The sequence below is a fragment of the Palaeococcus ferrophilus DSM 13482 genome (assembly GCF_000966265.1).
Taxonomy (GTDB): domain Archaea; phylum Methanobacteriota_B; class Thermococci; order Thermococcales; family Thermococcaceae; genus Palaeococcus; species Palaeococcus ferrophilus.
On record NZ_LANF01000004.1, the window covers coordinates 110,806 to 134,551 of the forward strand.

Genomic DNA, 23,746 nt, shown 5'->3' on the forward strand with positions numbered 1-23,746 from the left:
GAAACTCCATATTAAACTTTTGCAACCCTACCGGCGGATGAAAGACCCTAGGGGTGCAGTGGGGGCAGGACTCACAGGGAAGGGCTTTCGTGGCATCTCCGAGTTACCCTTTTCCTTGAGCCTCGCACCGCGCCATTATTCCGATCGGAGGGGGGTATCCCTCGGCGCATCGGTGGGGAGGGAAGCTTCATACACAAAACCCTAATAACCTTCCGCCCTATTTTCTTTGATGCCCATGAAGAGGATAAAGTTCTCCATCCCGCTGAGCCTCGAGTACTTCAACTCCTTCAGGGACTTTCTGGAGGCTGTGGAGTGGGGATACGGGGACACGTACTTCCTCATCGGGAACGACGTGGTGAAGCTGGTCGAGGTCAAGTTCAGGGAGGGCGTGAACCCCGAGGAACTCCTTGGGGAACTGCTCGAAATCCCCCACGTGAAGGACGCGAAGCTCATCCCGAAGAACGACCACCACCTCCTCTACGTGAGGGCAGACCTTCTAAGCGCTCCCATCCCCGAGAACGTCTTCCAGCTCTTCGAGGTGCAGAAGAGGGGGGTGGTGGTCTTCGAGAAGGGCACCTTCAGTCCTGAGGGGGTTTATCTCTACATCGTCTGCGAGGACGAGCTCGTTGGGGACGTCATCTCGACGGTGAAGGAAGTCTACGGGGGAAAAGTTGTGAGCGTCGAGGACTACACCCCGGAGGAGAACCCCCTCTTAAAGCTGACCGGAAGGCAGTTTGAGGTTCTCCTCCTGGCCTACAAGAGCGGCTACTTTGATGATCCAAGGCGCGTGACGCTGAGGGACCTCTCCCAGATGCTCGGCCTGAGCCCGTCAACGGTGAAGGAGCACCTGAGGAAGGGAATCAAAAAGGTTCTTGAGGGGGTTATTGAGTAGACGGGGGCCCATGAAAAAGCGAGTATTCGAGGGCGTTGAGGTAATGGAGGTTGCGTAAAGGTGTTATAATTCGCCCGTTTATTTAGCATTTTGAGGTCAGGATCTCCTTATAGAACTCCACAGGACTGAAAACCTTGATCGTATGATTCCCGAGTTTCACGACCTTTTCTTCATTTCGAAGGCTCAGGAGGTCGTTATCCCAGGTAAGTATGTAACCTGCTCCCATTTCATAAGCTATTTCCAGCCACTTGTTGTCGTCAGGGTCTCTGCAGAGGTTGAAGTTAGTAGAGGGGGATATTATTTCAGAACCCTTCAAGAAGTGGGCTAAAATATCTTCCCAGCCGGACGAAATCTTCCTTTTTCGGCTAAGAGTCCAATTTTTAGAGTAAGCTCGTCGAGGGCACCCTCACTCGTGAAGTTGATGAGCCGCTCTCCATCCAGGGCCTTGATCAAGAGGGCGGATAAACCATTGGGCTTTATCAGAGCCGCCAGCACGACGTTTGTGTCGAGGACGACTTTCATTCCCTTGCACCCGTGAGCCTCTTGGACTCTTGGTCTATCTCCTTGAGAGCCTTTAGGACTTCGTCCCCTTCTTCTTCGAACTCTCCACGTTTAAGTTTCTCCCATGCCTCTTCTGCTTCCTCTTTGAACTCTTCCTCAGTGAGCCTCTTTGCCCTTTCCCGTGCTTTTTCCATCATTATCTGGCCCAGTGCCATCGTGACGGCGAACTTTATGAAGTCAGAGCGGCTTCTGAACTCTTTCTCCTTTACCAGTTCGTCAATCTTCTCGACGACGTATCCGGGGAGCCTCACGGAGATAGGGTGATCTGTCCCGGTTTCTCCCATTTTCTTCACCAACTACAAATAGAATACAAAAGTATTTAAAAATTGTCCTTTTGCTTATCCCGCACATGTGCGGGGCTAACTATAACTACCTTGACGTCCTAATGTAAACAGGTGGAAGCATGCCGGTGATTGAGGTTAGCGGTGTTAAGAAGTACTACGGCGACGTTAGGGGTGTGGAGAACTTAAGCTTTGAGGTCGAAGAGGGCGAAATCTACGGCTTTCTCGGGCCGAACGGTGCCGGAAAAACGACTACCGTCAAAATCCTCGTCAAGATAATCAGGGACTACACCGGGGACGTCAGGGTCTTTGGAAAGGACCTCAGGGAGTGGGGGAAGGACTACTACAACAAAATCGGCGTCTCCTTCGAGTTTCCAGCGGTTTACTCCCGCCTGACTGCCCTCGAAAACCTCGAGTTCTTCGCGAGCTTCTACAAGCGGCACCTCGACCCGATGGAAGTCCTCAAGATGGTAGGGCTCGACAAGGAAGCTGATCAGCTCGTTGCGGGCTTCTCCAAGGGCATGAGAAAGAAGCTCGACATAGCGAGGGCCCTTCTCCCAGACCCGGACATACTCTTTCTCGACGAGCCGCTCGAGGGCCTCGACCCAGCTAGCGCGAGAAAGTTCAAAGACCTCTTCCTCGAGATGAAGGAGAACGGAAAGACGATTTTCCTCACGACCCACAACATGTACGTGGCCGATGAGCTTTGCGACAGGGTTGCCTTCATCGTTGACGGCTCCGTAAGGCTGGTGGACAACCCGGGCGAGCTCAAGGTAAAGATGGGGAAGAGGCTCGTTAAGGTCGAATACGTGGCGAGCGAGGAGGTGAGAACGACGGAGTTCCCGCTCGAAGGAATTGGCCGGAACGAGGAGTTCCTCAAGATCATCAGGGAGCACGAGGTCAGGAGGATCAACACGGAGGAGCCGACCCTGGAGGAGATATTCCTCAAGGTGACGGGGAGGCGGCTCGTATGATGGGGAACCTGCTGAAGACAAGCGTAATCGTCGGGTTCAGGAGCTACGTCTACCCGATATACCTGCTCGTGGCGCTGGCTTACGGCCTGATGCTCCTCGCGTTCCCGGAGCAGTATCTGCCCACGATGGTGCCGGTTTTCCTCATCCTCGAGCCGGGGCTGGTTGGCTTCATGTTCGTGGGCACGGAGCTGTTCGCGGAGAAGAAGGACGGAGCCATAGGGGCCCTGGCGGTAACGCCAATCGAGTGGAGAGACTACCTCCTGGCCAAGACCCTCCTTTTGGGTGCCCTCTCGGTAATAGCCTCCGTGCTGATAATGGCCGTTAGCACGCGCTCCCTCTACGGGCTTTCCTACGTGGTCGTCGGGACGGTTCTGGCCTCCATCGTCTACACCCTGCTCGGGGTGGGAATCTCCGCAAAATACCGCGACCTCGACGATTACTTCCTCCCCATACTGGGGGTCATGGTGGTCTCGCTTCTGCCCTTCGCCCACTACCACGGCTACCTGACGCACCCGCTCTGGAAAGTCCTCTACGCAGTCCCGAGCTACCCGGCGCTCTACTTCTTCAAGGCTCCCTTCGTGGATGTCCCAACCAGGACACTGGCATACGCGGCCCTTGGATTAATCCTCTGGGCGGTTTTGGCATACTACATCGCTAAAGTCAGGTTCTACAGGTACGCTGTGGAGGGAGTGAGATGAGCTTCGTGAAGAAGTTTGGAGCGATTTACAAGACCGATTTAAAGCTCCTGAGGAGGGACCCGATGCTCGTTTACAGCGTGGCGATGACGCTCGTCCTCCTCCTCATCGTCCGCTACTTCAGGGACCGCGTGGGAGTTTACTACCCCCTCTTGGCCCTCCTTGTGCTGGTGTTTATTCCCATGATATTCGGCATGTTGCCAGGCTTCATGATGGCCGACGAAAAGGAAGAAAAGACGGTTCAGGCCCTTCAGGTGATCCCTATATCGAGCGAGACCTTCCTTGCCTACAGGCTGACTTGGGCTTCCATAGCAACGGCCATTTTAGTGGCCATCTCCCCAAAAATCCTCGACATCGAGATTCCGCGGAAAGGTCTGCTGGCCATAATAGCCTTCTTCCTCTTCGAGGCATGGACGTACGGCCTCATGATAGCTTCGCTCTCCGAGTCAAGGATGCAGGCGTTAACTGTGGGCAAAGTCCTCGGCTGGCTGCTCTTCCTGCCCCCAGCGATAAAGCTCATCGTGGTGTGGCGGAACCTCTCAACAGACTGGAGCGAATTCACGGCTTTCCTCCCCACGTACTGGGCTTACAAGCTCTTTGAGGGGATCCCAAAGGCCGATTATAACTCTTTCCTCCCGGGGCTGGCAGTTCACGCGGTGTGGCTTTTCGTATTCGTATGGCTGTTCAAGAGAAGGGTGCTTTGATATGTTAGTGGATGGACGTTAATGTTCGTTAATTTACTCTCCCTTATTTTCACTCCGGTGGTTAGCAAAACTACCGTTGAAATTACTTAACTTTATGAAAAAAAAGCAGAAATGATTACGTATAGTAAAAGGAAAAATTTATATTGTTGACTGAGACAATATATTATGAAAAATCTTGGAGGTGTAACAATGGGGAATTCACGTAGCCTAAAAATCGGGGCACTATTGTTGATATTTTTTGTTATAAGCATTAACTCTGAGATTGTCTTAGCAACTAAATCCTCTATGGACGAACCCACAAGAGGAACTGAAGAATACCTAAACCATGTGTTCAAAGAATACTATGACCTCAAGGCAAGTGGAAACGAGTCCCAGGCCCGACAGTTATTAGAGAGTTATGGATTCAAGCATCTTACTCACGAAGAGTTCCCTGTAAAAACGATTCCAGGAACTCCAATTCAGCCAATGGGTGGGGATCAGGATGACCTACACTTGTCAATTGATTGGGATGTCTACAATGATAACGGTGTTGCAAAGCTGTTTGTGACATATCAATGGACATGGGATCATATAGAGGAATTTGAGGGTTCTCCAGATAAGGTTTCAATAGCAATACCCGTGGGGTACTGGGACGGGCCAACAAACTCGTATCCATATCACTGGCTTTTAGAAGTTAGCGATCGTCCATACTTTATTTCCGCTGGAGGAGTAAAGAGTTATGAGATTCACTGTGAAAGTGGATACGATGATTTGGCAGAAGACAGTAATAAACTTCTCCATATCTGTAGAATTTATGCAGAAGTATACGATCACTATAACGTAGGTTCTATAACAATTGGATTTAGTAGGATAAACCCGGAATATTATGATTACTGGATAAAAACGGGTTTGTATATATCCATACTTGGGACTTTGGACCTTTGGTTGAGTATCCGCTTTCCTTGGGAGGACTTTTAATTAGCTCTACAACTGGAACAGTTGCATATGGCGCCATATCTTATGCAGTAAACCAGTATGTAGTAGATAAGTACTTAAAAGGCGGATGGTCCAAGGAATACACAACTGAAATACTGCTAATGGATGGAACAGGGGATCTCCCACCGGGGGCATTATCGATCAGGAACTGGAGGAGGTAATATGAGTACCCTCAAAAAGAAGATTGCAGAGTTCCTCCTCCTTCTCCTCTTTTTCTTGGGCCTGATCACGTTTGCTTACTCCCACGAGCCAAAATCTTGCCCGTCCAGCGGTAACTGGATAGATCCCCACGGATTTACGGCAACGTGCAACGTTCCTGACTGTCAGGAAGCCATGAGTAGAATCAACAAATGGACATCTTTAACCCTCATCCTGCTGACAGCCTACTTGGCGGGCCTTAGGGCGAAGGGAGAGCTCAATATCGAGGCAGCTTTGTTCAGGGTTGGTGTTTATCTAACTTTCATAAGTGTAATCATAGCCTCAGAGCTCTCAAAGGTGGCAGAAGGGAGCTGTTTGGTCATTAAACCCGTAGCGTATGGAACAGCAGTGATAGGATCCTTCCTTGTGGCTTGGTTTCATGGGGAATAGAAGAGAAATGGTAAAAAGGAAGGAAAAATCCTTCACTCGAGCTTCTTGTGGCAGAACCACCAGTCGTAGCACTCGATCTCGCCCTTGGCCTTCGCTTCCTCGCGCTCCTTGATCTGCTCGACTGTCCCGGCCGGCGGGACTATGGCGCGGTCGCCGATGAGCTCGTTGTTGGGCCACTTGTGCGGCAGGGCGACGCCCTTCTCGGTGCTTATCTTGAGGGCCTTGACGAGCCTGAGGATCTCGTCCCAGTCCCTGCCGACCTCGGCCGGGTAGTAGACGATGGCCCTTATGGTGCCCTTGTCGTCGACGATGAAGACCGCCCTCGCGGTTATGGTGGCGCCGCTGGGTATCATACCGAGCTTCTCGGCGAGATCGCCCCTATCGTCGGCTATGACCGGGAAGGTTATCTCCTCGCCGAGGTTCTCCTTTATCCACTCCATCCACTTGAGGTGGCTGAAGACCTGGTCAACGCTGAGTCCGATGGGCTCAACGCCGAGCTTCCTGAGCTCCTCAACGCGCTTCTGCATGGCATAGAACTCGGTCGTACAGACCGGCGTGAAGTCCGCCGGATGGCTGAAGAGCACGAACCACTTGCCCTGCTCGGCGAAGTAGTCCGGGAGCTTTATCACGCCGTGGGTGGTCTTGACCTCAACCTCTGGAAACTTTTCTCCTATGACTACCATTTTCATCACCCTCCATTTGTTTGGTATGTTCATCCCAACTAATGAGGTTCGAATATATAAGTATTTTGGTTCGGCTAATTGTATTAAATCTGTCTAATATCGAGATAAAACTGGACATTGTTGGATATAAATACAATTTTTTCCGTTTAACTTGGACACTATGTCAAAATATTTGGGCTATGTATATCGTTAAGACACAACCAGTAGTTTTCCATCTGAAGCACGGTGTATAAGATAAGCTGGGAACATAGAGGGCTGCTGATAGGCCTAATACTACACGTCCCGTGAGGGCAAGTTATTATTTAATTAGTTTTTTATTCTTTTAAATAATTAGTTAATTAAAGAAATAGGACATCTCACAAAACCGCCTGACAGGCTATGGTTAGTGAGGACGAGCTCCAGGGCTTCAACAGGGCAGGAGTTAAGAGCAACAAGGGCTTCAAGTACGCGATGGCGGCTCTTGAGATGGCGAATTTGATAAAAAAGCTGAGGACTTAAAGGCCTTCGCCTTTTTCTCTTTCCTCTATGCAGACTCTCACGTGCTCGGGGGCGCTCTGGAGTATCGCCTCTTTGAGCTCCCTTCGCTGGAGGTATGCCATGAGGAGCACCCCTCCTTTCAGCCAGCGGTTTTTGATCTTCCTCCCGAATTCCAAAGCCCTTTCGTAATCCTCGATCATTATAAAGCCGAAAGCGAGGTTCTCGTAGGCAGTATCGCCTCCCACCTCTTCCGCTATCTCCACTCCCCTCCCGGGATTCCCATTGATTACGTATAGGTAAGCAAGGTGTGAGAGGGCCTCCGAGCGGTAGGGCTCCTCAAGGAGGCGGTAGAGGAATTCAAGCGTTTCTGGCTCTTCAAGGATCATGGAAAGCGCCTACCTGTAGTGGTTCGGGTTTTTGAGTGAGTCGAGGAGGCACTTGGCGGCGTTGGGATCACCATTGAAGAGGAACCTTGAAGCGTTCCTGACGACGTCTTCCACCGCCCATGGGGCGTATGCTGGGGGGAGGGAATCAACGTCAATGGGATAAGCGTCGAGGAGGGTCCGCAGGAGGGCCCTTAAACGGCCCATTTCCTCCAGAGCCGGCCTCCACCCGTAGCGGATAAAGATACCCCGCATCTTTTCGAGGTCTCTGAGAATCATAGCGTACAGCTTTACCGTGGATTCTATCCACTCATCCAGGGGAACCTCGAAGTAGACTTCCTGGTGGGGGCCGTACCACTCAAGGGAGAGCACCTTCAGCGTATCCCCTCCCCTCGCCACGTGGAGGCTTATCCATGGGTCGTAGGAGCCAAGACCCGCAACAAGATGTTTTTCAAGGAAAAGCCCGAAGCTTTCCCCGGCGAGGGCCCTGTAGTAGTCGTTTCCCTTTACCCTGCGCGTTGAGAGCTCCCTCATCTCAAAGGGCGGCTCAATGCCGAGAAGGTGGAAGTCCATGAGGGCAAGCTCCTCAAGCCCATCCGCGAGGAACACGTCGGCGCTGAAAATCGGGACTTCTCCCCGCTTGATGGAAAGCGTGCCGTAGTCGAAAAGCCTCCTTTCTCCAAGATAATCCTCGACGCTTCCAGACCGAGAGAGTTCGGCCAGTCTCTCAAGGAGCCACTCCCTGCCCACTTCAACCGTCCAGCCGATTTCCATACTTCATCACCTTGAGTAGCAGCCTGAGAGAGGCGGTGTTTTCGAGGTATGCCCTTTCGAGCCCGTGCTCTGAGCACTCCTCAAAAAGGGCCTTAAGCTCAAAGGTCAGGGATTCCAAAAATCGCCTCTCAGCGTCGAGGAACTCTCCAGCGGACAGTATTATGTCGTCTTCTTCCCCGTGGAAGACCAGCTTATCATCTATAAGCTCCACCTCCCCATGGAAACCTGCAAAGGAGAGGTAAATCCCCCGTTCTCTATACCGGCCCCTCAGCCCCACTCCAGTTATGCGGGCTATCTCAAAGGCCATCCCAATTCGCCCCCTCGCGATGAGGTCGATTATCAGTAGTGCCTCCGCAAAATCTAGGTAGTCGTACTCACCCCTGGCCAGATAAAGAGACCCCACGGAGAACTCAACGCTTGCCTTCGGCCTTAAACATCTCTTGAACCTCTCCCACGGCCCGGGACGAAAGAGCCGCCTGACGAAGTCCCCCTCAATTGCCGTTGCCTCGTCAATCACCGCCTCAAGGGCCTCTCGCTTTATGCAGTCCCCGACATCTTCTAACTCTGGGTGGGCTTCTATTTTTACCCGCATGTAGTTATGTGGGAGGGTGCCGTTATAAAGTTTAGCCTGTGAAAGAGAAAAAGCAAACTCATGCCTTTCCGCTCACGACCTCAAAGCCGCTCTCCCCTTCCACTATCCCAACGGCGAGCACCTTGTGCTCGAAGGGAAGTTTCATAACTTTTTCAACGAGCTCTTCTGGAGTGGAGAAAGTCAACTCAACGCTTTCAAAGCCGTTCATGTTGTACGTAGCCGTCAGGAACGTCTTCCCCTCTTCAAGCTCAAGCTCCCTGACCCAGAACTCTTCCCTTCCAACAAAGCCGAGCCAGCCTCTCCGCTGTCCGCGCTGGATTATCCCGGCTATCCTTGGGGTATTGTACTCGTCCCTCTCGTAGTCTAAAGCGTCTAAAACGTGGACGAGGGCCTTCCTCGGCTTCTCCCATTCGAGGGCCTGAGTTATGAAGTCCGTGTGGAGGCCGTTGGTAACGACCGCGTAGTCATTAGTTAGCCTCACGACGGGATAGCTCACGTAGGGGTTCTCAGTCTTGGTCTGGTTAATGATGTAAACCCTGTTTCCCTTCACCACTGCCCTTCTGTTCGGGAAGGAGCGGGAGCAGAGGAGGTAGAAAGCGAAGGGCTTTCCTTTGTTCAGCCCTATCCCAAGCGTCCTTCCCACGTACCTCACGTTACCGCCTCCTCAAGCCTGTCCTCCTCTTCAGCAACCTAAGCTCCCTAGCTATTCTCTGCCCCATGGTGAGCCTCTCACCCCAGTAGAGCTCGGAGTACCAGTGGTCGGCGTTGCTTCCCCCGTCTATGCGCGATGCTATTCCTATAGCTTTGAAAGAGCCGTCGTAGGCGAAGTGAAGGGCGAACGGGCCGATAACCCCCGGCGGTTCAAGCTCCCTCATGGCTCCGACGAAAGCCATTCCATAGTCGTAGAGCTTCGGGAGGAGCGATTCTCTGAGCGCTACGGCCCTGTTGCCGGCTATGGTGTAGGGAAGCGGCCTCACCGGCCAGCGAGCGTTGCCATCGGCTATTAGAACCCTCTCGTCAACGCCTAGGAGCTCAAGCCTCTCCAGAATGGGCGAGTAGAAGAAGTGGACGTAGAGGTAAACGCCCGGGATGAAGCGCTCAATCCTGTGGGGCTCTTTAAGCGTTGAAAGCCTCTCCTCAAGCTCGCTTCCCCTTGCAATGAAGTGGCCACTCCCTCCCCTCGGCCCCTCGATTCTGACGAAGTAGAGCTCATCCGGTTTGGCCTCTTCTGGCTCTACCACCTCAGCCCTCGGAATCCCCGCTCTATCGAGGGCCATGTCCTGGAGCTCGAAGGTCGTCTCCCACTTGAGGAAGCGCCTGTTCCCGAAGAACTTTGCTTTGGCCTTTTCTATCGCCTCAAGTCCGAGGTAGGCAACGAACGAGCCGTGCGGGACAACTATGCCGTCATCGTCCAGGATGGCGCTCATGTTATCAGTGACTAGGAGCTCATCAACGACCGGCAGCGAGGAGTAGAAGGGCTTTCTCTTAGGTGAAACGTAGAGCCTCGTCTTAAATCCTTCTTTCTTCGCCCCGAGGAGTATCTGGAGCGAGGAGTGGGAAGCTATCGTGGAGACTATCACACTATCACCTCCCTCAGCTCCTCCTGGCTCAAGAGTTTTCCATCCCTCATAACGCGCATCGTGTCTCCGCTCAGCTCGTCTATGAGGATGAGCTCGCCGTTTCTCCGGCCGAACTCCAGCTTGAAATCAACGAGCTGAAGGCCCTTCGAGGAGAAGAACCCCCTCAGAATCTCCCCTACTTCCAGGGTTTTTTCCTTCATCTCTCTAACTTCCCGTTCGCCCGCTATTCCGAGCTTTGTTATGGCCTCCTCCGTTATCAGCGGGTCTTTGAGGGAATCGTCCTTCAGGGTGAACTCCACTATTCCGAGGGGCTTCAGCTCCTCCACCCAACCATTGTAGCGCCGCAGGAAGCTCCCGTAGGCCAGCTCGCGGTAGATGACCTCAAGTGGTATTCTCTCCGCCTTCAGGAAGCGCGCCCTCCTCTCGTCAATCCGTTCGACGAAGTGCGTCCTTATCCCGTTCTCTTCGAGGAGGCGAAAGAAGAACTCCGCCTCATCGAGGACTGCACTTCCCTTGCCCCTCCGCTCGCCTACGACCTCGTTGCCGCCGGTGTCCTCCCTTCCTCCTTCGCCGAGTATGGAGTCCTTGAAGTGGAAGACGAGGTAAGGCCCGTCTTCGTAAACGTCCTTGGTCTTTCCGCGGTAGATCAGTTTCAATCCCGCTCACCCGCGAGCATGTCGTTGATGAGCTTTATTGCACAGAGGTCGCCGCACATCGAGCAGGCCTCGGTCTTAGTCGGCCTCTCCTTCCTTATCTCGACGAAGCGCTCCTTGTCCATCGAAAGCTCGTACTGCTTGGCCCAGTTGAGTCTCCCCCTCGCCAGCGCCATGAGGTAGTCCTTATGGAAATCAGCCTCGAAGCGGGTTAAGTTGACCGCGTGGGCCGCTATCTTTGAAGCGATTACCCCCCTCCTCACGTGCTCCACATCTGGAAGGCCGAGGTGCTCAGCCGGAGTCACGTAGCAGAGGAAGTCAGCTCCATTGAGGGCCGCTATCGCTCCGCCTATCGCGGCCGTTATGTGGTCATAGCCCGGGAAAACGTCGGTAACGATCGGTCCGAGCACGTAGAAGGGCGCGTTGTCAGTGGCTACTTTAGCGAGCTTCACCTGGGCCCCTATCTGATAAATGGGAACGTGGCCCGGTCCCTCGACCATGGTTTGAACCCCAGCCTCTCTCGCTCTCCTCACGAGCCTTCCGAGGGTGTAAAGTTCAGCCATCTGGAGTTCGTCCCCGGCATCAGGAAGGCCGCCGGGCCTCAGTCCATCGCCGAGGCTCAGAACCACGTCGTACTCCCTGGCGAGCTCAAGGAGGTAGTCGTAGTCCTTGTAGAACGGGTTCTCCTCGCCCCAGTGGAGTATCCAAGCGGCCAGAAACGTCCCGCCGCGCGAGACCATTCCAACGGTTCTCTTCGTTCTCTTCATCTTCTCGACGACCTCTTTTGTGACGCCAACGTGGATGGTCGTGTAGTCAACTCCATCCCTGAAGTGCTTCTCGACAGCCTTCCACATGTCATCCTCGGACATCTCTATGATGGCATTGCCTTTGGCGAGCATCTCCTCCGCGGCCTGGTAGATGGGAACGGTACCCACTGGAACGTCCACGGCGTGCATTATAGTCTTCCTTATCTCGTCGAGATCGCCTCCTGTGGAGAGGTCCATTATCGTGTCGGCGCCGTACTTTACTGCAACTTTTGTCTTCTCTATCTCGGCCTTAACGTCTACTATGTCCCTGGAAGTACCTATGTTCGCGTTCACCTTGATCCTAACGCCCGCGCCCACGGCAACTGGCTTAACCCAATCGTGGCGGACGTTGCGGAAGATGACCGTGTGGCCTTTAGCTATGTTCTTCCTCAGCTTTTCGGCATCTACTCCTTCCCTCCCGGCCACGAACTTCATTTCCTCCGTTATGACACCCTTTCTGGCTTCCTCAAGCTGGGTCATGCCCATCACCCAATCTATAACCGATTTATAACAAAGTTTTTAAATTTCAAAACTTAGTTTTGAACGCGGCTTAAAAAGTTTTGGGTGGTGGACATGAGGGACGTTGAGATAAGCAGGGCGATAGTTGAGGCATACTTCAACGACCTTCTTGAGAACCTCCAGCTCGACGTTGCCATAGTTGGAGCGGGCCCGTCAGGAATGGTCGCGGGTTACTACCTCGCCAAGGGCGGCGCGAAGGTGGCCATCTTTGAGAAGAAGCTCTCCGTAGGCGGCGGCATCTGGGGCGGGGCGATGGGCTTCAATCGAGTTGTCGTCCAGGGGAGCGCGAGGGAGATCCTCGACGAGTTTGGCGTGGACTGCAAACCCGTTGGAAGCGGGCTCTACGTTCTCGACTCAATAGAACTCGCCTCGACGCTCGCGAGTAAGACAATAAAGGCAGGGGTGAAGATATTCAACATGGTCGAGGTGGAAGACCTCGTCGTCAAGGACGGCAGGGTCTCTGGAGTGGTGATAAACTGGACTCCAGTTAAGATGGTAAACCTTCACGTGGATCCGCTCACGGTCGAGGCAAAGTCCGTGGTGGATTCAACGGGCCATGGGGCGCAGATCAGTCAACACCTCCTCAAGCGCGGTCTGCTAAAGACAATACCAGGGGAAGGCCCGATGTGGGCGGAGAAGGGTGAGGAGCTTACCTTTGAGCACACGAAGGAGGTCTTCCCCGGGCTCTACGCAACGGGAATGGCCGCAAACGCTCTGGCTGGAGCGCCGAGGATGGGCCCGATATTCGGCGGAATGCTCCTGAGCGGGAGGAAAGCTGCCCTTGAGATCCTTGGAAAGCTGCGGGGTGAGTGATTTGGAGTTCGTTGGAGAAGTGCTAAAGAAGCTCAGGGAAAAGCGGCCGCTCGTCCACAACATCACGAACTACGTTGTCATGAATGAAACTGCCAACGCTCTCCTCGCCATAGGTGCCTCACCGGTTATGGCACACGCGGTCGGAGAGATAGAGGAGATGGTCTCCATAGCGGACGCCCTCGTGATAAACATAGGCACCCTCGATGGGCGCTGGATAGAGTCTATGGAGCTCGCGGTTAGGACTGCTTCAAGGCTCGGAAAGCCAGTGGTTCTCGACCCAGTCGGAGCGGGTGCCACGAAGCTGAGAACCTCTACAGCACTGAGGCTCATAGAGCTCGGCGACATCTCAGTGATCAGGGGCAACTTTGGAGAGATATCGGCCCTCCTTGGCGAGCATGGGAAGACAAGGGGAGTTGATTCGGCGCACTTCTCGGCGGAGGATGCTTCAGAGCTTGCCGAGACTGCGAGCGAAAGGTTTGGAAGCGTGGTAGCGGTCACAGGGCCTGTTGACTTCGTGAGCGATGGAAAAACAACCTACGCCGTCGAAAACGGCCACGAACTGCTTGGAAGAGTTACGGGTACGGGGTGCATGGCAACGGCCATAACGGGCGCTTTTTTGGCCGTGGAAGAGCCCCTCAAGGCGAGCATCTCGGCCCTCGTGGCCTTCGAGGTGGCTGCCGAAAAGGCGAGCGAGGAGGCCCCTTACCCGGGAAGCTTCCACGCAAAGCTCTACGACTGGCTCTACAGGATAACGCCCGAGCTTCTGGTTGAGAGAGCGAGGGTGAGGAGGGTTTGAGATGTCTCTCAGTGATTCCCTCCTTTTTTACGTCATAACCGCCAGGGGGGACAGGAGTGAAGTGGAAAAGATCAGGGAGGCCCTAGAAGGGGGCGCAACCTCCATCCAGCTGAGGGCGAAAACAGTCTCTACGAGGGAAGCCTACCTTGCGGGGAGGGAAATGAGAAGGCTGGCGAGAGGATATGGGGCGCTTTTCTTCGTTGACGACAGAATAGACCTGGCTTTAGCGCTCGACGCCGACGGTGTTCAGCTTGGGCCGGAGGATATCCCCATAGATGTTGCCAGGGAGATAGCCCCAAACCTTCTCATCGGTGCCTCCGTCTACAGCCTTGAGGAAGCCATTGAAGCAGAGAGGAAAGGGGCTGACTATCTCGGCGTGGGAGCGATTTTTCCAACCCCAACAAAGCCCGAAGCGAGGGTTCTCGGCCTCGGAGGTTTGAGGGAGATCGTGAAGAGCGTTAAAATCCCAGTGGTGGCCATAGGGGGCATAACGGTAGGAAATGTGAAGCAGGTAATGGAGACGGGGGCGGATGGAATAGCCGTTATCTCGGCCGTTATGAACGCACCCGACGTTAAAAGGACCGCGATGGAATTTGCGGCCCTCCTTAAGGGGTGATGCCGATGGTCGTACTCGTCATAGCGGGCCTCGACACGGGCGGCGGAGCTGGACTCAAGGCAGACATCGAGACGGTTTCCGCTTTGAGCGGGCATCCTCTTCCAGTAGTTTCCACCATAACATACCAGAACCCTAAAGAGGTTAGGGGTACCTTCCCAGTCCCGCCCGAGGTCATTCGGGGGCAAATACGAGCAGTTAAGGGGGCGTTTGAAATAAGGGCTGTTAAGATAGGCCTTCTCCACGGTAGCACGGTGGGGGTTGTGGCAGAAGAGACGGAGGGGCTAACGAGGGTTTTCGACCCGGTAATAGCTTCCTCCTCGGGCTTTCGGTTTTTGAGCCCCGAAGATGTGGAGGAACTTAAAGAAAAGCTCATCCCTGGCTCGATAGTCACACCGAACGTCCCTGAGGCGGAGGCACTTACGGGAATGGAGATAAGCTCGATAGAGGACATGAAAAGGGCCGCAAGGATTCTCGTGGAGGAGCTGGGTGCGGAGGCGGCCGTCGTCAAGGGCGGGCACCTGAACTTCACCGACATTCTCTACTGGAACGGAAAGGTCTTCGAATTTTCCGGGGAGCGGGTCGAGGGCTTCACACACGGGACCGGCTGTGTTTTCTCCTCGGCACTGGCAACTTTCATTGCAAAAGGTCTTGAGCTTCCAGAGGCTGTCGAGAGGGCAAAGCGCTTCGTTGAGGGGGCGATAAGGTTCTCAAGGGCCGAGGCAAAGGCCGTCAACCCGCTCTGGGAGCTTCAGAGGGACGCCCAGAGGTGGAAGGCAAAAGAGGAGCTTGAAAGAACAGTCAGCGAGCTCGTGAAAATTGGTGAACTTTTAAATCCACACGTCGCGGAAGTCGGCACTAACTTCGCTCTGGCAACGGATTTCGGCGAGGTCTTTGCAGTTAAGGGCAGGATAGTTCGCTACGGTAAGACTGTGAAGCCCGTCGGGCCCGTTGAGCTAAACGCCAGCGACCACCTGAGGAGGGCCCTCCTGAAGATGATGGAGTTCTACCCGGAGAGTAGAGCTGTCCTCAACCTTCGCTATTCAGAGGAGCTCATAGAAAGAGCGAGAAAGCTCGGACTCAAAGTTTCCTTCTACGACCGCGGGGAAGAACCGGAGGAGGTAAAGGGGGCCGAGAGGGGCACGATGGAGTGGGGCATTGAGACTGCAGTTGAAAGACTTGGGGACAGACCTGACGTTGTCTACCATCTCGGCGACCGGGGGAAGGAGCCGATGGTGCTCGTTTTTGGCAGAAGCGCGGGAGAGGTGGTAGAAAGGATCAAGGCGCTCCTTTAACATCCCTATCTTCAAAGCATACCCGATATCAAAATCAAAAGGATAAAAATCTAAAGTTCTCAGTCCATCAGCCTGCCGCCGTTGACGTCAACCAGCTCTCCGGTAACGTGGTCGTTCTCGAGGAGAAATATCACGGCATGGGCTATGTCCTCAGGCTTCGCTATCTCGCCCGTGAGTGACAGTTTTCCGAGTTTCTCCTTTATCTCGGGGCTTATCAGTCCGGTATCTACGGGTCCTGGTGCTACCGCGTTGACGAGTATGTTTGGAGCGAGGTGTCTTGCGAGGTTGAAGGTTAGGGCTATGAGCCCGCCCTTCGAGGCGGCGTAGTGCGGCCCGACGGTTCCGCCGTCCTTGCCCGCTATCGAGGCTATGTTCACTATCTTGCCCTTCTTCATGAACTTAAGAACTTCCTGCGTGACAATGAAGGCACCCTTAAGGTTTACGCCAAGGACGTTGTCCCAGTCCTCATCTGTTACCTCCATCGGCTTCAGGGCCTTCCCGAGTATTCCAGCGTTGTTGACGAGAATGTCTATCCCGCCGAAGCGGTTAACGACACTCTCCACCATCGCCCTCACTTCCTCTCTGTTCCTGACGTCGGCCTTCACGATCATGGCCTCTGCCCCGGCCTCTCTGCAGAGCCTCTCGGTCTCTTTGGCCCCCTCCTCGTCATGGGCGTAGTTTATGGCCACCTTCGCCCCCTTATTCGCAAGGGCCACCGCTATGGCCCTTCCAATTCCCCTCGAGGCGCCGGTGACAAGGGCAACCTTTCCCGAAACCTCCATATCACCACCCCCATAAGTCCACTACATTGCTGGCAATAGTTTGTCCTTCTCCCAAAAAGCTTTTATGTTTGACGGGGTCGCGGGTGGACTGGGGAGGACTAAGTCGGGGTGCTGAAGCGGTACGTCAATGGTAACCCAAACTTTTTCGTGGATATAATTTCACGCCCATAAACCATTTTTAAACCATAAAAGGCTTCTCCACTCCGAAAATGTTAAATACTCGAAGCTGGGTAGAGAATTCAAGGAATTCAAAAAAGAGGTGGCTCTTCATGGTGAAAAAATATGGTTACTTCGGGCTCGTCCTTCACACCCACATACCCTACGTGAGAAAGCACGGAAAATGGCCCTTCGGTGAGGAGTGGATTTTTGAAGCAATATCAGAGACGTACATACCTCTTTTGATGGCTTTCGAGGAGCTGAAGGGGAAAAACGTCCGCTTCGGACTCACCATCGGTGTCACACCCATACTCATGGAACAGCTGGCGGACGAGTATATGAAGCGCGAGTTCGAGGCGTACATGGAGAGGAAGCTCTCCGCGATGCGCGAGGACGTTGAGAAGTACGAGGGGCAGGTAAAGGAGGCCGCCCGCTACATGTACGAGTACTTCTCGGGCGTTTACGACTACTGGAAGCGCATAAACGGTGACATCCTTGGAGAACTGAGGAAGCTGCAGGACGAGGGTTATATCGAGGTCATAACCTCCGCCGGGACCCACGGTTATCTTCCCCTCCTCGGGAGGGACGAGGCGATAGAGGCGCAGGTGGCAAACGGCGTTCTAACCTATGAGAAGCACTTTGGGAGGAAGCCGCGGGGAATATGGCTCCCCGAGTGCGCCTATCGGCCGGACGGCTTCTGGAAGAGCCCGAGCTCGGGCGAGGTCGTGTGGAGGAAGGGCATTGAGAAGGTTCTCAAGGAGTACGGAATCGAGTTCTTCTTCGTTGAGAGCCACCTCATAGACGAGGGGCCCGCGAGCTTCGGCTACGGCCAGATAATCCCCGCAAAGAGGCCTAAATCCACGCTGAGGCCCTATTTCATAAAGGCCACCAATATAGCTGTCTTCGCGAGGAACCGTGAGACGGGACACCAGGTCTGGAGCGCGGACATTGGCTACCCCGGCGACTTCTGGTACAGGGAGTTCCACAGGAAGGCCCCGGAGAGCGGCGGGCAGTACTGGCGCGTAACGGGGAAAGATATTGATATAGGCAAAAAGGAGCCCTACGTTCCGGAGAAGGCCATGGAGAGGGTTGAGGAGCACGCGAGACACTTCGTCTGGCTCGTTAAGTCCCTCCTCGAGGACTACGAGAGGAAGAACGGCGAGAAGGGTATAGTTGTTTCGCCCTACGACACGGAACTCTACGGTCACTGGTGGTTCGAGGGCGTGAAGTGGATAGCGAGGGTCTTTGAGCTCATGGAGAAGGAGGGAATCGAGACCACAACGATAAGTCACTTCCTTGACACGTTCGAGGGGAAGCGCTACGAGATAGAGCTGCCGGAAGGTTCATGGGGCATGTACGGGACTCACTACACGTGGTGGAACCCCGGGGTCGAGTGGATGTGGGAGCACATACACAGGGCAGAGAACAGGATGGTGGCGCTCGCGAGCGAGTACTTCGGCGAGGACGACCTCGGCGACCGCGTCCTCGAGCAGCTCGGCAGGGAGCTCCTCCTCCTTGAGAGCAGCGACTGGCCGTTCCTCATAACAACCGGACAGGCCAAAGAGTACGGTAAGAGGCGCCTTCTTGAGCACGCGAACGCGTTCCACAGGCTCGCCAACGAGCTCGTGAGGTACTTCAGGGGCGAGAACTTGGACATGGGTCTCCTCGAGGAGATGGAGGAGGTTGACAACCCCTTCAGGCCGATTGACATAACCTCGTACGTGAGCGAGGAGCCTCCGGAGCTCGAGGAGTACGTTGAGCCGCCCGAGGTGCCGGAGGAGCCCGCTGAATCGGGCGAGAGCGAGGAGTCGCTGTCCATAGCGAGCGCCCAGGGGATAGAGAACCGCTTCGAGAGCAGCAGGGCGATGAGGCAACTTGAGCTCGAGGAGAAGGCGGAGAGTGCAGACCTCGCGGCCCTCCTGAAGGTGCGCGGCATTGGCCCAAAGAGGCTGGAGCGCTTAAAGATGGCGGGGATAAAAAGTCCGAAGGAACTGAAGAGTGCCGACCTCAAGGCCCTCTCCAAGAAGAGTGGCATCCCGCTGAAGGTTTTAAAACGGGCCGTTAAGGCCCTCTAATTCATTTCCAGTATGGTTCCCTCATCAGCACGGCCTTCTTGAATATCTCCACGAGCTCCCTATCGTCCGCGCCTTTTCTCATCGCGGTCAGGAAGTCAACGGTGTCGTTTCTTCTAAGGAGGCACGTTTTGAACTTTCCGTCGGAGGTAACCCTAAGCCTCGTGCAGTTGGCGCAGAAAACCGTGTTGTGCATGGAGCGCACTACCTCGACCTCAGCAATCCCGTGATCCGTTGGGACGAAGTACTTCTTACGTCTGTGCATCCTCCTCTCGCGGGTCTCAACGGCGAGCCTTTCTAACTTCTCCTCAACGGGCTTCAGCGGGTAGAAATACTTCTTGAAGAAGCGGGTCTCCGTGAACTCCCTCGGTGCTTCGAGCTCTATGAGCTGGAGAACGGTACCTGTCTTCGCCGCGAACTCCACCATGTCCCATATTTCATCGTCGTTGAGTCCCCTCATCACCGTCATGTTGAGTTTAACCGGCGAGAGGTACTTCACCGCCTCCTCTATGCCCTCGAGAACCGTCCCGAGCATGTCAACGCCCGTAATTTTTTTATAAACGTCCTCTCTGAGGCTGTGGAGCGAGACGTTCACCCTGTCAAGGCCCGCTTCGGCCAGCGGTCTGGCCAGCTCCCTCAGCCTGCTCCCGTTGGTGGTCATCGAGAGGTCAAGGACGTAGGGTTTTACGCGCCTCACTATCTCGGTTATGTCCTCCCTGACGGTGGGCTCCCCTCCTGTGAGCTTGACCTTGCGCACACCGAGGCGGGAGGCTATCCTCACGAGGCGCTCCACTTCCTCCGGCGTCATCTCGTGGCCGTCCATTGACGTCTGCCCCTCGCGGTGGCAGAAGAAGCACCTGAAGTTGCAGTCCCTCGTGAGGGATATTCGAAGATTGGTCACGGGCCTGCCAAAGCGGTCTATGAGCACACCATTCCCTCCGAGAGGAATTAAAACAAACGCTTAAAAAAAGGTTTTGGGAAAACAAAAATGTTTACTCGACTATCTCGAAGGAGTAGGTAACTTCCGCTCCGCTGAGCTTCACATGTGCGCTGGCGGAGCAGTACTTGTCCTGGCTCAGCTCTATCGCCCGCTTGGCCTTCTCCTCGCTCACGTTCCCCTTTATCCGGTAGTGCAGGTGAACCTTCCTGTAAATCCGCGGATGCTCCTCCCTTCTCTCCCCGCTTATCTCGACTTCGAGCCCCTCTATCGGCTCGCGCATCTTCCGGAGTATCATTACGATGTCGTAGGCGGTGCACCCTGCCACGCTGAGGAGAAGGAGCTTCATGGGACTTATACCGCCCTCACCGAGTATCACGGAGCACTTATCCCCCTCAATCCGCCCTATGAACTGCTCGTCCTTAAACCACTCAACCTTTCCCTTGACCTCGCCGCTCATTTTCATCCCCACTCTCACTTGGGAAAAGCGTTTAAATCCCTTTTGAAAACCTCAGGTTATGTATATAAGACCCTTTGACCCGTGGAAATCAAAACTCTGCACCTGCCCATTCAAGTACACGCTTAACATCTACACTGGATGCGATCACGCGTGTGTTTACTGCTACATAACCTCCTACATCCCGAAGGCCTTCCGCGTGAGGGAGAAAGAGGGTCTCCTCCCAAAGCTCGAGAGGGAGCTCAGGAAGTTCGACAGGAGGTACATCATAGCGCTCTCCTACTCCTCTGACCCCTACCCAACCGTGGAGCGCCATCTCGGCATAACCCGGAAGGTTCTTGAGCTCTTTAAGCGCCACGGCGTTAGATGCCTGCTCCTCACCAAATCAGACATCTTCGAGCGCGACCTTGACATCCTGAGCGAGCTCCGCTGCGCCATTGGAATAACGGTGACGACAGTGGATGCGAGAAAGGCAAAGCTCCTGGAACCCAACGCCTCTTCCCCCAGAGACAGAATCCGCGCCCTCAGGAAAGCCAGAGAAGCAGGAATTCCTGTTTACGCCCGCATTGACCCGATAATCCCCTTTTACACGTGGGAGGACTTCGATGAAACCCTCGATGCCCTCTCATTCGTGAGCCACATAACGGTCTCCACGCTCAAGCTCAGGCCGGACATAGAGAAGCGCATGAGGGCGAAGTTCCCGGAGCTGATGGAGCGCCTCGGCCCCCTCTACGAGCGGGGAGAGAGAATAGCGGGCTACCGCTACCTGCCCCGCGATTTGAGGATGGCAATACTCGAGGAGGCGAGGAGGAAGATAACGGAGAGGGGAATAACCTTTGGTTCCTGCAGGGAGGGTTATACCTCATTCCCCACCTGCGACGGCTCCCACCTCGTCCCCCTCTAATTCCCCGCGGTACCTGGAGGCCTCCTCCACGAGGGCCCTGAAGACGGGCAGCATGTTCTCCATCCACTCCGCGTGCCACTGGAGGCCGATTAGAAAGCTCTCGCTCCCCTCAACGGCCTCTATTATTCCATCCGGAGCGTAAGCCACCGCTTTAAGTCCCTCGCCGAGGCGCTTTATGGCTTGGTGGTGGTAGCTGTTAACTGCAAGAACTGCATCGGAGGTGCTCTCCACTTCGAGGCGCTCCTTGAGTATCCCAAAGAGACGCGTGTCCAGCTTAATCTTAACGGGGTGAATCGGATAATCCCTCGGGAGCATGTCCCCCCCATTCGCAAACCAATCGTGTTTTATCGCGTTCACAACCTCGCTCGCGAGATCCTGATATAGGGTTCCCCCGAGGGCCACGTTTATGAGCTGGGCCCCACGGCATATGCCGAGTACTGGAATCTCGCGCTCGTAGGCGAGCTTGAAGAGCTCAAGCTCAAACTCGTCCCTGTAAGGCTCGATGCTCCTGATGCGCGGGCTTATGGGTTCGCCATAGTATTTTGGGTGGATATCCCCTCCCCCGGAGAAAAGTAGGCCATCTACCAGCTCCACCGCGTCCTCCGGGTCCATAAGCGGTGGTAAGAGAACTGGAACACCGCCCGCCCTCTTAACGCTCGTAAAATAGGCCTCCTTGAGTGAGAATGTCCTCTGCTTCCAGTGATATGACGTGGTAATTCCGATGACGGGTTTCATGATATCACCGTCAAAACATTAAGATGCCCATGTATATAAAACATTCCTCCCGCTGGAGGCCGCTGAGGGGATTAGGGGAAAGCATCTCCCAGCAGGAAGAAAGGAACATCTTCCTTTTCCAGCACTTTTACATTCCTTGGATACCTTCTATGCGCAAATCGCCGAGCCTCATACCAACACCTGAGAAGTTTTAGTTCTCACAGGTATGAGATGAACCTACGGTGGCCAAAAGACGGAGGATTAAATATTGCCGGAGCTATTTTCCAATGGTGGCGAGAATGGAGATAGTAATTCCCGATGACGTTATCACAGCCATGAAGCTTCCAAGAGGGGAAGTTGAGAGGGAGTTGAGGGTTGACTTAGCTGTTATTCTCTACCAGTGGGGCATTCTCCCGCTCGGGAAGGCGGCCAAGCTTGCAGGAATGACTAAGAGGGAGTTCCTTGAGGAACTCGCCAAAAGGAAAGTTCCGAGGCACTACACGGAGAAGGAACTTGAGGAGGATCTGGCCTTTGCCCGTGGTGAGTGACGCCACCCCGCTCATCCCAAAAGCCCTGCGGTAGAAAAGGGGTTAAAGAAAAGGGAGAAGGCTCACTTCTTGAGCTTCTCGCACTTCTCGACGAAATCCTTGAGGATGTCCTTGAGCTTCGGCTCGCCGATCTCCTCGAGCTCGTAGCGGACCCTTACGGCCGGCTTGTTGAGCTTCATAACGCGCCTGAGGTCTATTGGGGTACCCATGATGACAACGTCTGCATCAGCGCGGTTGATGGTCTCCTCGAGCTCCTTGATCTGCTTCTCGCCGTAGCCCATTGCCGGAAGGATGACATCGAGGTGGCTGTACTTCTTGTAGGTGTCCACTATTGAGCCGACGGCGTAGGGTCTCGGGTCGATTATCTCGGCCGCTCCGTACTTCTTCGCTGCTATGTAACCGGCGCCGTACTTCATGCCACCGTGTGTAAGGGTCGGACCGTCTTCTACAACCAGAACGCGCTTGCCCTTGATGAGCTCAGGCTTGTCAACGTAGAGCGGTGAGGCACCGTCTATGACGATGGCGTTCGGGTTGATCTTCTCGATGCTCTCGCGGACCTTCTGGACGTCGTCCCTGTTGGCGGTGTCTATCTTGTTGATTATGATGACGTCCGCAGCGCGGAAGTTGGTCTCACCGGGGTGGTACTTTAACTCATGCCCGGGCCTGTGAGGATCTGTAACGACTATCCAGAGGTCTGGAACGTAGAACGGGAAGTCGTTGTTTCCTCCGTCCCAGAGGATTATGTCGGCCTCCTTCTCTGCCTCGCGGAGGATCTTCTCGTAGTCAACGCCCGCGTAGACGACCATACCCCTGTCTATGTAGGGCTCGTACTCTTCCCTCTCCTCTATGGTGCACTCGTGCTTGTCGAGGTCCTCGTAGGTGGCAAACCTCTGAACGACCTGCTTCCTGAGGTCGCCGTAGGGCATCGGGTGCCTTATTGCCACGACCTTGTAGCCCATCTCCTGGAGGAGCTGGGCGACCTTCCTTGAGGTCTGGCTCTTTCCACAGCCGGTTCTGACTGCGGTGACCGCTATAACGGGCTTGGTGCTCTTTATCATGGTGCTCTTCGGACCGAGCAGCCAGAAGTCGGCCCCAGCGCTGTGGGCCCTGCTCGCGAGGTGCATGACGTGCTCGTGTGAAACATCGGAGTAGGCGAAGACAACGACGTCAATGTCGTGCTCCTTGATTATCTTCTCAAGGTCGTCCTCGCTCCATATGGGGATTCCGTTCGGGTAAAGCTCTCCGGCGAGCTCAGCTGGATAGACCCTTCCCTCGATGTCCGGAATCTGAGTCGCGGTAAAGGCAACGACCTCGTATTCAGGGTTGTCCCTGAAGAACGTGTTGAAGTTGTGGAAATCCCTTCCGGCGGCCCCAAGAATAACAACCCTCTTTCTCCTCTTCTCGGCCATGGTGATTCACCCCATGTTCTTTGTGCGTTCGTGTATATGTTTTGGCATTTATAACAGTTTTTGTTGAATAAAGCAACCTTCTGGCGTGATTTATTCGGAGAGGGCAGGGCAGA

The 23,746-nt window shown here is 54.4% G+C and carries 29 protein-coding genes and 1 pseudogene; 14 read left to right on the forward strand and 16 right to left on the reverse strand.

The window, feature by feature from the left end; all coding sequences use genetic code 11:
- Positions 1 to 229 precede the first annotated feature (229 nt).
- Positions 230 to 892, forward strand: a complete 663-nt coding sequence (locus PFER_RS00685; protein ID WP_342666362.1) for a helix-turn-helix domain-containing protein — start codon at positions 230 to 232, stop codon at positions 890 to 892.
- 82 nt (positions 893 to 974) lie between these two features.
- On the opposite strand, the gene PFER_RS12515 is transcribed toward PFER_RS00685, so the two are convergent.
- The 3 genes from PFER_RS12515 to PFER_RS00695 are packed head-to-tail and all read right to left on the reverse strand — an operon-like array spanning position 975 to position 1,737.
- Entirely contained in the window at positions 975 to 1,208 is a 234-nt protein-coding gene (locus tag PFER_RS12515; RefSeq protein ID WP_281175690.1) for a putative toxin-antitoxin system toxin component, PIN family, read from the reverse strand.
- An 8-nt stretch (positions 1,209 to 1,216) separates the two neighbouring features.
- The gene (locus tag PFER_RS12520) at positions 1,217 to 1,414 is read right to left on the reverse strand and encodes a putative toxin-antitoxin system toxin component, PIN family (RefSeq protein WP_281175691.1); all 198 of its coding nucleotides are present in this window, start codon (positions 1,412 to 1,414) and stop codon (positions 1,217 to 1,219) included.
- Entirely contained in the window at positions 1,411 to 1,737 is a 327-nt protein-coding gene (locus tag PFER_RS00695) for a ribbon-helix-helix domain-containing protein (protein WP_048147835.1), read from the reverse strand. Before PFER_RS00695 ends, PFER_RS12520 begins: the two co-directional genes overlap by 4 nt.
- A 119-nt stretch (positions 1,738 to 1,856) precedes the next feature.
- On the opposite strand from PFER_RS00695, the gene PFER_RS00700 reads away from it, so the two are divergent.
- From PFER_RS00700 to PFER_RS00720, 5 genes are all read left to right on the forward strand, one after another.
- On the forward strand, positions 1,857 to 2,708 hold the full coding sequence (locus tag PFER_RS00700) for an ABC transporter ATP-binding protein (RefSeq protein WP_048147836.1): 852 nt from the start codon (positions 1,857 to 1,859) through the stop codon (positions 2,706 to 2,708).
- Positions 2,705 to 3,406, forward strand: a complete 702-nt coding sequence (locus tag PFER_RS00705; protein WP_048147837.1) for a fluoroquinolone export ABC transporter permease subunit — start codon at positions 2,705 to 2,707, stop codon at positions 3,404 to 3,406. The genes PFER_RS00700 and PFER_RS00705 overlap by 4 nt, the downstream gene beginning before the upstream one ends.
- Positions 3,403 to 4,107 carry an ABC transporter permease gene (locus PFER_RS00710; protein ID WP_048147838.1) on the forward strand — a complete coding sequence of 235 codons (705 nt, stop codon included), beginning with the start codon at positions 3,403 to 3,405 and terminating at the stop codon, positions 4,105 to 4,107. The genes PFER_RS00705 and PFER_RS00710 overlap by 4 nt, the downstream gene beginning before the upstream one ends.
- 165 nt (positions 4,108 to 4,272) lie before the next feature.
- A complete protein-coding gene (locus PFER_RS00715) occupies positions 4,273 to 5,064 on the forward strand; it encodes a hypothetical protein (RefSeq protein ID WP_157254973.1) in 792 nt (263 codons plus the stop codon).
- A gap of 180 nt (positions 5,065 to 5,244) precedes the next feature.
- Positions 5,245 to 5,670 (forward strand): hypothetical protein, encoded by a 426-nt coding sequence (locus PFER_RS00720; RefSeq protein WP_048147840.1) that lies wholly within the window; start codon positions 5,245 to 5,247, stop codon positions 5,668 to 5,670.
- A 32-nt stretch (positions 5,671 to 5,702) separates the two neighbouring features.
- Here PFER_RS00720 and PFER_RS00725 read toward each other — a convergent pair whose 3' ends face one another.
- On the reverse strand, positions 5,703 to 6,353 hold the full coding sequence (locus tag PFER_RS00725) for a peroxiredoxin (protein WP_048147841.1): 651 nt from the start codon (positions 6,351 to 6,353) through the stop codon (positions 5,703 to 5,705).
- Positions 6,354 to 6,740: 387 nt separating this feature from the next.
- Here PFER_RS00725 and ribH point away from each other — a divergent pair.
- Positions 6,741 to 6,851 (forward strand): annotated as a pseudogene (ribH, locus tag PFER_RS11965) (6,7-dimethyl-8-ribityllumazine synthase); the annotation flags it as partial.
- Here the strand turns inward: ribH and PFER_RS00730 are convergent.
- Genes PFER_RS00730 through thiC form a run of 7 tightly spaced genes read right to left on the reverse strand, consistent with a single transcriptional unit; the run spans position 6,848 to position 12,098 of the window.
- Positions 6,848 to 7,216 carry a hypothetical protein gene (locus tag PFER_RS00730; protein ID WP_048147842.1) on the reverse strand — a complete coding sequence of 123 codons (369 nt, stop codon included), beginning with the start codon at positions 7,214 to 7,216 and terminating at the stop codon, positions 6,848 to 6,850. The pseudogene ribH and the gene PFER_RS00730 sit on opposite strands and share 4 nt — an antisense overlap.
- 9 nt (positions 7,217 to 7,225) lie before the next feature.
- On the reverse strand, positions 7,226 to 7,987 hold the full coding sequence (locus PFER_RS00735) for a hypothetical protein (RefSeq protein ID WP_048147843.1): 762 nt from the start codon (positions 7,985 to 7,987) through the stop codon (positions 7,226 to 7,228).
- Positions 7,965 to 8,579 (reverse strand): hypothetical protein, encoded by a 615-nt coding sequence (locus PFER_RS00740; protein ID WP_048147844.1) that lies wholly within the window; start codon positions 8,577 to 8,579, stop codon positions 7,965 to 7,967. The genes PFER_RS00735 and PFER_RS00740 overlap by 23 nt, the downstream gene beginning before the upstream one ends.
- A gap of 58 nt (positions 8,580 to 8,637) precedes the next feature.
- The gene (locus tag PFER_RS00745; RefSeq protein WP_048147845.1) at positions 8,638 to 9,231 is read right to left on the reverse strand and encodes an IMP cyclohydrolase; all 594 of its coding nucleotides are present in this window, start codon (positions 9,229 to 9,231) and stop codon (positions 8,638 to 8,640) included.
- A 1-nt stretch (position 9,232) separates the two neighbouring features.
- Positions 9,233 to 10,159: a formate--phosphoribosylaminoimidazolecarboxamide ligase gene (locus PFER_RS00750; RefSeq protein WP_048147846.1), complete on the reverse strand. Its 927-nt coding sequence runs from the start codon at positions 10,157 to 10,159 to the stop codon at positions 9,233 to 9,235.
- Positions 10,156 to 10,815 carry a phosphoribosylaminoimidazolesuccinocarboxamide synthase gene (locus tag PFER_RS00755; RefSeq protein WP_048147847.1) on the reverse strand — a complete coding sequence of 220 codons (660 nt, stop codon included), beginning with the start codon at positions 10,813 to 10,815 and terminating at the stop codon, positions 10,156 to 10,158. The genes PFER_RS00750 and PFER_RS00755 overlap by 4 nt, the downstream gene beginning before the upstream one ends.
- Positions 10,812 to 12,098 carry a phosphomethylpyrimidine synthase ThiC gene (gene thiC / locus PFER_RS00760; RefSeq protein WP_048147848.1) on the reverse strand — a complete coding sequence of 429 codons (1,287 nt, stop codon included), beginning with the start codon at positions 12,096 to 12,098 and terminating at the stop codon, positions 10,812 to 10,814. Before thiC ends, PFER_RS00755 begins: the two co-directional genes overlap by 4 nt.
- Before the next feature lie 93 nt (positions 12,099 to 12,191).
- Between thiC and PFER_RS00765 the strand changes: the two genes are divergently transcribed.
- Genes PFER_RS00765 through thiD form a run of 4 tightly spaced genes read left to right on the forward strand, consistent with a single transcriptional unit; the run spans position 12,192 to position 15,654 of the window.
- Positions 12,192 to 12,950 (forward strand): sulfide-dependent adenosine diphosphate thiazole synthase, encoded by a 759-nt coding sequence (locus PFER_RS00765; RefSeq protein WP_048147849.1) that lies wholly within the window; start codon positions 12,192 to 12,194, stop codon positions 12,948 to 12,950.
- A gap of 1 nt (position 12,951) precedes the next feature.
- A complete protein-coding gene (thiM, locus tag PFER_RS00770; protein ID WP_048147850.1) occupies positions 12,952 to 13,746 on the forward strand; it encodes a hydroxyethylthiazole kinase in 795 nt (264 codons plus the stop codon).
- 1 nt (position 13,747) lies between these two features.
- A complete protein-coding gene (gene thiE, locus PFER_RS00775; protein ID WP_048147851.1) occupies positions 13,748 to 14,362 on the forward strand; it encodes a thiamine phosphate synthase in 615 nt (204 codons plus the stop codon).
- Positions 14,362 to 15,654: a bifunctional hydroxymethylpyrimidine kinase/phosphomethylpyrimidine kinase gene (thiD, locus tag PFER_RS00780; protein ID WP_048147852.1), complete on the forward strand. Its 1,293-nt coding sequence runs from the start codon at positions 14,362 to 14,364 to the stop codon at positions 15,652 to 15,654. Before thiE ends, thiD begins: the two co-directional genes overlap by 1 nt.
- Before the next feature lie 59 nt (positions 15,655 to 15,713).
- Here the strand turns inward: thiD and PFER_RS00785 are convergent, their stop codons facing one another.
- Entirely contained in the window at positions 15,714 to 16,436 is a 723-nt protein-coding gene (locus tag PFER_RS00785; RefSeq protein ID WP_048147853.1) for an SDR family NAD(P)-dependent oxidoreductase, read from the reverse strand.
- Between the two features lie 269 nt (positions 16,437 to 16,705).
- On the opposite strand from PFER_RS00785, the gene PFER_RS00790 reads away from it, so the two are divergent.
- Entirely contained in the window at positions 16,706 to 18,667 is a 1,962-nt protein-coding gene (locus PFER_RS00790) for a 1,4-alpha-glucan branching protein (RefSeq protein ID WP_048147854.1), read from the forward strand.
- A gap of 1 nt (position 18,668) precedes the next feature.
- Here PFER_RS00790 and moaA read toward each other — a convergent pair whose 3' ends face one another.
- Both moaA and PFER_RS00800 read right to left on the reverse strand, forming a co-directional pair.
- Positions 18,669 to 19,592 (reverse strand): GTP 3',8-cyclase MoaA, encoded by a 924-nt coding sequence (gene moaA, locus PFER_RS00795; protein ID WP_048147855.1) that lies wholly within the window; start codon positions 19,590 to 19,592, stop codon positions 18,669 to 18,671.
- Positions 19,593 to 19,656: 64 nt separating this feature from the next.
- A complete protein-coding gene (locus PFER_RS00800) occupies positions 19,657 to 20,061 on the reverse strand; it encodes an OsmC family protein (protein WP_048147856.1) in 405 nt (134 codons plus the stop codon).
- 58 nt (positions 20,062 to 20,119) lie between these two features.
- Here PFER_RS00800 and PFER_RS00805 point away from each other — a divergent pair, with 58 nt between their 5' ends.
- Complete coding sequence (locus PFER_RS00805; RefSeq protein WP_048147857.1) at positions 20,120 to 20,962, forward strand: SPL family radical SAM protein; 843 nt, start codon at positions 20,120 to 20,122, stop codon at positions 20,960 to 20,962.
- On the opposite strand, the gene PFER_RS00810 is transcribed toward PFER_RS00805, so the two are convergent.
- Entirely contained in the window at positions 20,921 to 21,697 is a 777-nt protein-coding gene (locus PFER_RS00810) for a gamma-glutamyl-gamma-aminobutyrate hydrolase family protein (RefSeq protein ID WP_048147858.1), read from the reverse strand. The two genes, PFER_RS00805 and PFER_RS00810, sit on opposite strands and share 42 nt — an antisense overlap.
- A gap of 278 nt (positions 21,698 to 21,975) precedes the next feature.
- Between PFER_RS00810 and PFER_RS00815 the strand changes: the two genes are divergently transcribed.
- Positions 21,976 to 22,224 (forward strand): UPF0175 family protein, encoded by a 249-nt coding sequence (locus PFER_RS00815; RefSeq protein WP_048147859.1) that lies wholly within the window; start codon positions 21,976 to 21,978, stop codon positions 22,222 to 22,224.
- Positions 22,225 to 22,286: 62 nt separating this feature from the next.
- Here PFER_RS00815 and PFER_RS00820 read toward each other — a convergent pair whose 3' ends face one another.
- Complete coding sequence (locus PFER_RS00820; RefSeq protein WP_048147860.1) at positions 22,287 to 23,633, reverse strand: cyclic 2,3-diphosphoglycerate synthase; 1,347 nt, start codon at positions 23,631 to 23,633, stop codon at positions 22,287 to 22,289.
- Positions 23,634 to 23,746 lie beyond the last annotated feature (113 nt).

What these genes read in the sequence shown, in the direction of transcription:
- thiC (WP_048147848.1), bottom strand. Translation starts at nt 12,098, where the DNA reads ATGACCCAGCTTGAGGAAGCCAGAAAGGGTGTCATAACGGAGGAAATG.
- PFER_RS00725 (WP_048147841.1), bottom strand. Translation starts at nt 6,353, where the DNA reads ATGGTAGTCATAGGAGAAAAGTTTCCAGAGGTTGAGGTCAAGACCACC.
- PFER_RS00800 (WP_048147856.1), bottom strand. Translation starts at nt 20,061, where the DNA reads ATGAGCGGCGAGGTCAAGGGAAAGGTTGAGTGGTTTAAGGACGAGCAG.
- PFER_RS00815 (WP_048147859.1), top strand. Translation starts at nt 21,976, where the DNA reads ATGGAGATAGTAATTCCCGATGACGTTATCACAGCCATGAAGCTTCCA.
- PFER_RS00695 (WP_048147835.1), bottom strand. Translation starts at nt 1,737, where the DNA reads ATGGGAGAAACCGGGACAGATCACCCTATCTCCGTGAGGCTCCCCGGA.
- PFER_RS00730 (WP_048147842.1), bottom strand. Translation starts at nt 7,216, where the DNA reads ATGATCCTTGAAGAGCCAGAAACGCTTGAATTCCTCTACCGCCTCCTT.
- PFER_RS00700 (WP_048147836.1), top strand. Translation starts at nt 1,857, where the DNA reads ATGCCGGTGATTGAGGTTAGCGGTGTTAAGAAGTACTACGGCGACGTT.
- PFER_RS00685 (WP_342666362.1), top strand. Translation starts at nt 230, where the DNA reads ATGCCCATGAAGAGGATAAAGTTCTCCATCCCGCTGAGCCTCGAGTAC.
- PFER_RS00810 (WP_048147858.1), bottom strand. Translation starts at nt 21,697, where the DNA reads ATGAAACCCGTCATCGGAATTACCACGTCATATCACTGGAAGCAGAGG.
- PFER_RS00785 (WP_048147853.1), bottom strand. Translation starts at nt 16,436, where the DNA reads ATGGAGGTTTCGGGAAAGGTTGCCCTTGTCACCGGCGCCTCGAGGGGA.
- PFER_RS12520 (WP_281175691.1), bottom strand. Translation starts at nt 1,414, where the DNA reads ATGAAAGTCGTCCTCGACACAAACGTCGTGCTGGCGGCTCTGATAAAG.
- PFER_RS00740 (WP_048147844.1), bottom strand. Translation starts at nt 8,579, where the DNA reads ATGCGGGTAAAAATAGAAGCCCACCCAGAGTTAGAAGATGTCGGGGAC.
- PFER_RS00705 (WP_048147837.1), top strand. Translation starts at nt 2,705, where the DNA reads ATGATGGGGAACCTGCTGAAGACAAGCGTAATCGTCGGGTTCAGGAGC.
- PFER_RS00720 (WP_048147840.1), top strand. Translation starts at nt 5,245, where the DNA reads ATGAGTACCCTCAAAAAGAAGATTGCAGAGTTCCTCCTCCTTCTCCTC.
- PFER_RS00765 (WP_048147849.1), top strand. Translation starts at nt 12,192, where the DNA reads ATGAGGGACGTTGAGATAAGCAGGGCGATAGTTGAGGCATACTTCAAC.
- thiD (WP_048147852.1), top strand. Translation starts at nt 14,362, where the DNA reads ATGCCGATGGTCGTACTCGTCATAGCGGGCCTCGACACGGGCGGCGGA.
- PFER_RS00710 (WP_048147838.1), top strand. Translation starts at nt 3,403, where the DNA reads ATGAGCTTCGTGAAGAAGTTTGGAGCGATTTACAAGACCGATTTAAAG.
- thiE (WP_048147851.1), top strand. Translation starts at nt 13,748, where the DNA reads ATGTCTCTCAGTGATTCCCTCCTTTTTTACGTCATAACCGCCAGGGGG.
- PFER_RS00715 (WP_157254973.1), top strand. Translation starts at nt 4,273, where the DNA reads ATGAAAAATCTTGGAGGTGTAACAATGGGGAATTCACGTAGCCTAAAA.
- PFER_RS00790 (WP_048147854.1), top strand. Translation starts at nt 16,706, where the DNA reads ATGGTGAAAAAATATGGTTACTTCGGGCTCGTCCTTCACACCCACATA.
- PFER_RS00735 (WP_048147843.1), bottom strand. Translation starts at nt 7,987, where the DNA reads ATGGAAATCGGCTGGACGGTTGAAGTGGGCAGGGAGTGGCTCCTTGAG.
- PFER_RS00820 (WP_048147860.1), bottom strand. Translation starts at nt 23,633, where the DNA reads ATGGCCGAGAAGAGGAGAAAGAGGGTTGTTATTCTTGGGGCCGCCGGA.
- PFER_RS00805 (WP_048147857.1), top strand. Translation starts at nt 20,120, where the DNA reads ATGTATATAAGACCCTTTGACCCGTGGAAATCAAAACTCTGCACCTGC.